The sequence below is a fragment of the Aliamphritea spongicola genome, assembly GCF_017051665.1.
In the GTDB taxonomy this organism is placed as follows: domain Bacteria; phylum Pseudomonadota; class Gammaproteobacteria; order Pseudomonadales; family Balneatricaceae; genus Amphritea; species Amphritea spongicola.
Genome location: NZ_JAFIDL010000018.1, coordinates 1 through 4,896, shown reverse-complemented (window position 1 = coordinate 4,896; position 4,896 = coordinate 1). Strand labels below are relative to the sequence as shown.

The 4,896-nt window shown below is 56.4% G+C and carries 1 protein-coding gene; it reads left to right on the top strand.

Annotated elements, in window-relative coordinates:
* Positions 1 to 4,896 (top strand): beta strand repeat-containing protein (locus JYB63_RS22525; RefSeq protein WP_205660179.1); only part of this gene is annotated, 4,896 nt, incomplete at both ends.

Here is a 4,896-nt window from a genome sequence, read left to right as displayed (position 1 = left end):
TTAACGGCTCGGACAGCTTCACCTATACAGTGACCGATGCGGCCAGCGGCGAAACCGCAACTCAGACGGTAACGATCACGGTCAACCCTGTGACTGACTTAACGGCTGCCGATGACACGGCGACCACTGACGAAGACACCGCAGTAAACGGCACGGTGGCCAGCAATGACTCCACCACCAGTGGTGGAGCCCTGACCTATGCCGTGGCGAATGGCGTAGCGAACGGCACCCTGGTGTTCAACACCGATGGCACTTATACCTACACGCCGAACGCGAACTTCAATGGTTCTGATAGCTTCACCTACACGGTAACTGATGCCGCCAGCGGTGAAACGGCAACTCAGACTGTTACTATCACCGTGAACCCGGTGACAGACCTAACGGCTGCAGACGACACCGCGACTACCGACGAAGATACCGTCGTAAACGGCACGGTAGCCAGCAATGACTCCACCACCAGTGGCGGAGCCCTGACCTATGCCGTGGCGAGTGGCGTAGCGAACGGCACCCTGGTGTTCAACACCGACGGCACCTATACCTATACGCCAGATGCGAACTTCAATGGTTCGGACAGCTTTACCTACACCGTGACCGACGCGGCCAGCGGTGAAAGCCTGACTCAGACTGTGAACATCACGGTTAATCCGGTGACGGATCTGACCGCTGCCGACGATACCGCCACTACTGACGAAGATACGGCAGTGAATGGCACGGTTGCGGGCAACGACTCCACCACCAGTGGTGGCACCTTGACCTATGCGGTAGCAACCGGTGTAAGTAACGGCACCTTAGTTTTTAATGCTGATGGTACTTATACCTACACCCCTGATGCCAACTTCAACGGCAGCGACAGCTTCACCTACACGGTAACTGATGCGGCCAGCGGCGAAAGCTCCACGCAAACCGTTACGATCACGGTTAACCCGGTAACTGACTTAACGGCTGCCGATGACACGGCAACCACCGATGAAGACACCGCTGTAAACGGTACAGTCGCCAGCAATGACTCCACCACCAGTGGCGGTGCGCTGACCTATGCTGTGGCAAGCGGCGTGAGCAATGGCACCCTGGTATTCAACACCGACGGTACGTATACCTACACGCCAGATGCCAACTTCAACGGCAGTGACAGCTTCACCTACACGGTAACCGATGCGGCCAGCGGCGAAATTGCCACTCAGACCGTTACGATTACTGTTGATCCGGCAGGGGACTTAACTGCCGGGGACGATACCGCGACCACTGACGAAGACACGGCAGTAAACGGCACCGTTGCAGGTAACGATTCCACCACCAGTGGTGGCACACTGACCTATGCAGTTGCGACTGGCGTGAGCAATGGCACTCTGGTGTTTAACACCGATGGTACGTATACCTACACGCCAGATGCTAACTTCAATGGATCGGACAGCTTCACCTATACCGTCAGTGACCTAACCAGTGGTGAAAGCCTGACACGAACCGTCACGATTACTGTTGATCCGGCAGGGGACTTAACAGCTGCGGATGACACGGCAACCACCGACGAAGACACCGCAGTGAATGGCACGGTAGCCAGCAATGACTCCACCACCAGTGGCGGTGCGTTGACCTATGCGGTGGCAACTGGTGTGAGTAATGGCACTTTGGTGTTCAACACCGATGGCACGTATACCTACACGCCGGATGCCAACTTCAATGGTTCTGATAGCTTCACCTACACCGTGACTGACGCGGCCAGCGGTGAAACGGCAACTCAGACGGTAACGATCACAGTAAACCCGGTAACGGATCTGACCGCTGCAGATGATGTGGCAACTACCGACGAAGACACTGCAGTGAATGGCACGGTAGCCAGCAACGATTCCACTACCAGTGGCGGCGCGCTGACCTATGCGGTAGCGAGCAACGTCTCGAACGGTACTTTGGTCTTCAACACCGACGGCACGTATACCTACACGCCGAACGCCAACTTCAATGGTTCTGATAGCTTCACCTACACCGTGACTGACGCGGCCAGCGGTGAAACGGCAACTCAGACGGTAACGATCACAGTAAACCCGGTAACAGATCTGACCGCTGCGGATGACACGGCAACCACCGACGAAGACACCGCAGTGAATGGCACGGTAGCCAGCAATGACTCCACCACCAGTGGCGGTGCGTTGACCTATGCGGTGGCAACTGGTGTGAGTAATGGCACTTTGGTGTTCAACAGCGACGGTACGTATACCTACACGCCAGATGCGAACTTTAATGGCAGTGACAGTTTCACCTACACCGTGACCGATGCGGCCAGCGGTGAAAATTCTACGCAGACAGTGACGATCACCGTAAACCCGGTCACTGACCTGACCGCGGCCGACGATACGGCAACTACCGATGAAGACACCGCTGTCAATGGCTCCGTTGCAGGTAACGACTCCACCACCAGTGACGGCACGCTGACCTACGCAGTTGCGACTGGCGTGAGCAATGGCACTCTGTTGTTCAACACCGACGGCACCTACACTTACACACCTAACGCCAACTTCAACGGTTCCGACAGTTTTACCTACACGGTAACTGACGCAGCCAGCGGCGAAACCGCAACCCAGACGGTAACGATCACCGTCAATCCGGTAACAGACTTAACAGCTGCAGACGATACGGCAACCACTGACGAAGACACCGCGGTGAACGGCACCGTTGCGGGCAATGACTCCACCACCAGTGGCGGAGTCCTGACCTATACGGTTGCGAGCGGTGTAGCGAACGGTACGTTAGTCTTTAATGCGGACGGTACCTATACCTATACACCAGATGCCAACTTCAATGGCAGTGACAGCTTCACCTACACGGTAACCGACGCGGCCAGCGGTGAAAGCTCTACGCAAACAGTCACCATCACCGTGAATCCGGTGACTGATTTAACCGCTGCCGATGACACCGCGACCACCGATGAAGATACGGCCGTAAATGGCACTGTCGCGGGTAACGACAGCACTACCAGTGGCGGAACTCTGACTTATGCCGTGGCGAGCGGTGTAGCGAACGGTACCCTAGTGTTCAACACTGACGGCACCTACACCTACACCCCGGATGCGAACTTTAATGGTTCGGATAGCTTCACCTACACCGTGACTGACGTAGCTAGCGGCGAAACTGCCACCCAGACCGTTACCATCACGGTTAACCCCGTGACCGATCTGACGGCTGCAGACGACTCGGCGACTACCGACGAAGATACTGCCGTTAATGGCACCGTTGCAGGCAACGACAGCACCACCAGTGGCGGCACACTGACCTATGCAGTGGCCACCGGTGTAGCGAACGGCACCCTGGTGTTCAACACCGATGGCACCTATACCTACACACCGGATGCGAACTTCAATGGTTCTGATAGCTTCACCTACACGGTGACCGATGCCACCAGCGGCGAAAGTTCTACGCAAACAGTTACGATTACCGTGAATCCGGTGACCGACCTGACTGCGGCTGATGACACGGCAACCACCGACGAAGACACAGCAGTAAACGGCACGGTAGCGGGCAATGACTCCACCACCAGTGGTGGCACGCTGACCTATGCAGTAGCGACTGGCGTGAGCAACGGTACCCTGGTGTTCAACACCGATGGCACCTATACCTACACCCCGGATGCGAACTTCAACGGCAGTGACAGCTTCAACTACACAGTAACGGATGCGGTCAGCGGTGAAAGCTCTACGCAAACTGTCACGATCACTGTGAATCCGGTGACGGACTTAACGGCTGCAGACGATACGGCAACTACCGACGAAGATACGGCAGTGAACGGCACCGTTGCCAGCAATGACTCCACCACCAGTGGTGGCACACTGACCTATGCGGTAGCGACTGGTGTAGCGAACGGCACTCTGGTGTTCAACACCGACGGTACCTATACCTACACGCCTAATGCTAACTTCAACGGCAGTGACAGCTTCAACTACACAGTAACGGATGCGGTCAGCGGTGAAAGCTCTACGCAAACTGTCACGATCACTGTGAATCCGGTGACGGACTTAACGGCTGCAGACGATACGGCAACTACCGACGAAGATACGGCAGTGAACGGCACCGTTGCCAGCAATGACTCCACCACCAGTGGTGGCACACTGACCTATGCGGTAGCGACTGGTGTAGCGAACGGCACTCTGGTGTTCAACACCGATGGCACCTACACCTACACACCGAACGCCAACTTCAACGGTTCTGACAGCTTCACCTACACGGTGACCGACGCGGCCAGCGGCGAAAGCTCCACGCAAACCGTCGCCATCACGGTGAACCCGGTCACGGATCTCACCGCTGCAGACGATAGCGCGACCACAGATGAAGATACTGCGGTAAACGGCACGGTAGCCAGCAACGACTCCACCACCAGTGGCGGCGCGCTGACCTATGCAGTGGCAACTGGTGTGAGCAATGGCACATTGGTGTTTAACACCGATGGCACCTACACCTACACACCGGATGCGAACTTCAATGGCAGCGACAGCTTCACTTATACGGTAACCGATGCGGCCAGCGGCGAAACTGCCACCCAGACCGTTACGATCACCGTCAATCCGGTGACTGACTTAACGGCTGCGGATGATACGGCAACCAGCGACGAAGATACGGCTGTAAATGGCACCGTCGCGGGTAACGACTCCACCACCAGTGGGGGTATGCTGACCTATGCAGTGGCAACTGGTGTGAGCAATGGCACATTGGTGTTTAACACCGATGGCACCTACACCTACACACCGAACGCCAACTTCAACGGTTCGGACAGCTTTACCTACACCGTGACCGACGCGGCGAGCGGCGAGAGTTCTACACAAACTGTCATGATCACGGTTAACCCGGTGACCGACCTGACCGCTGCCGATGACACCGCGACCACTGACGAAGACACTGCGGTAAATGGCA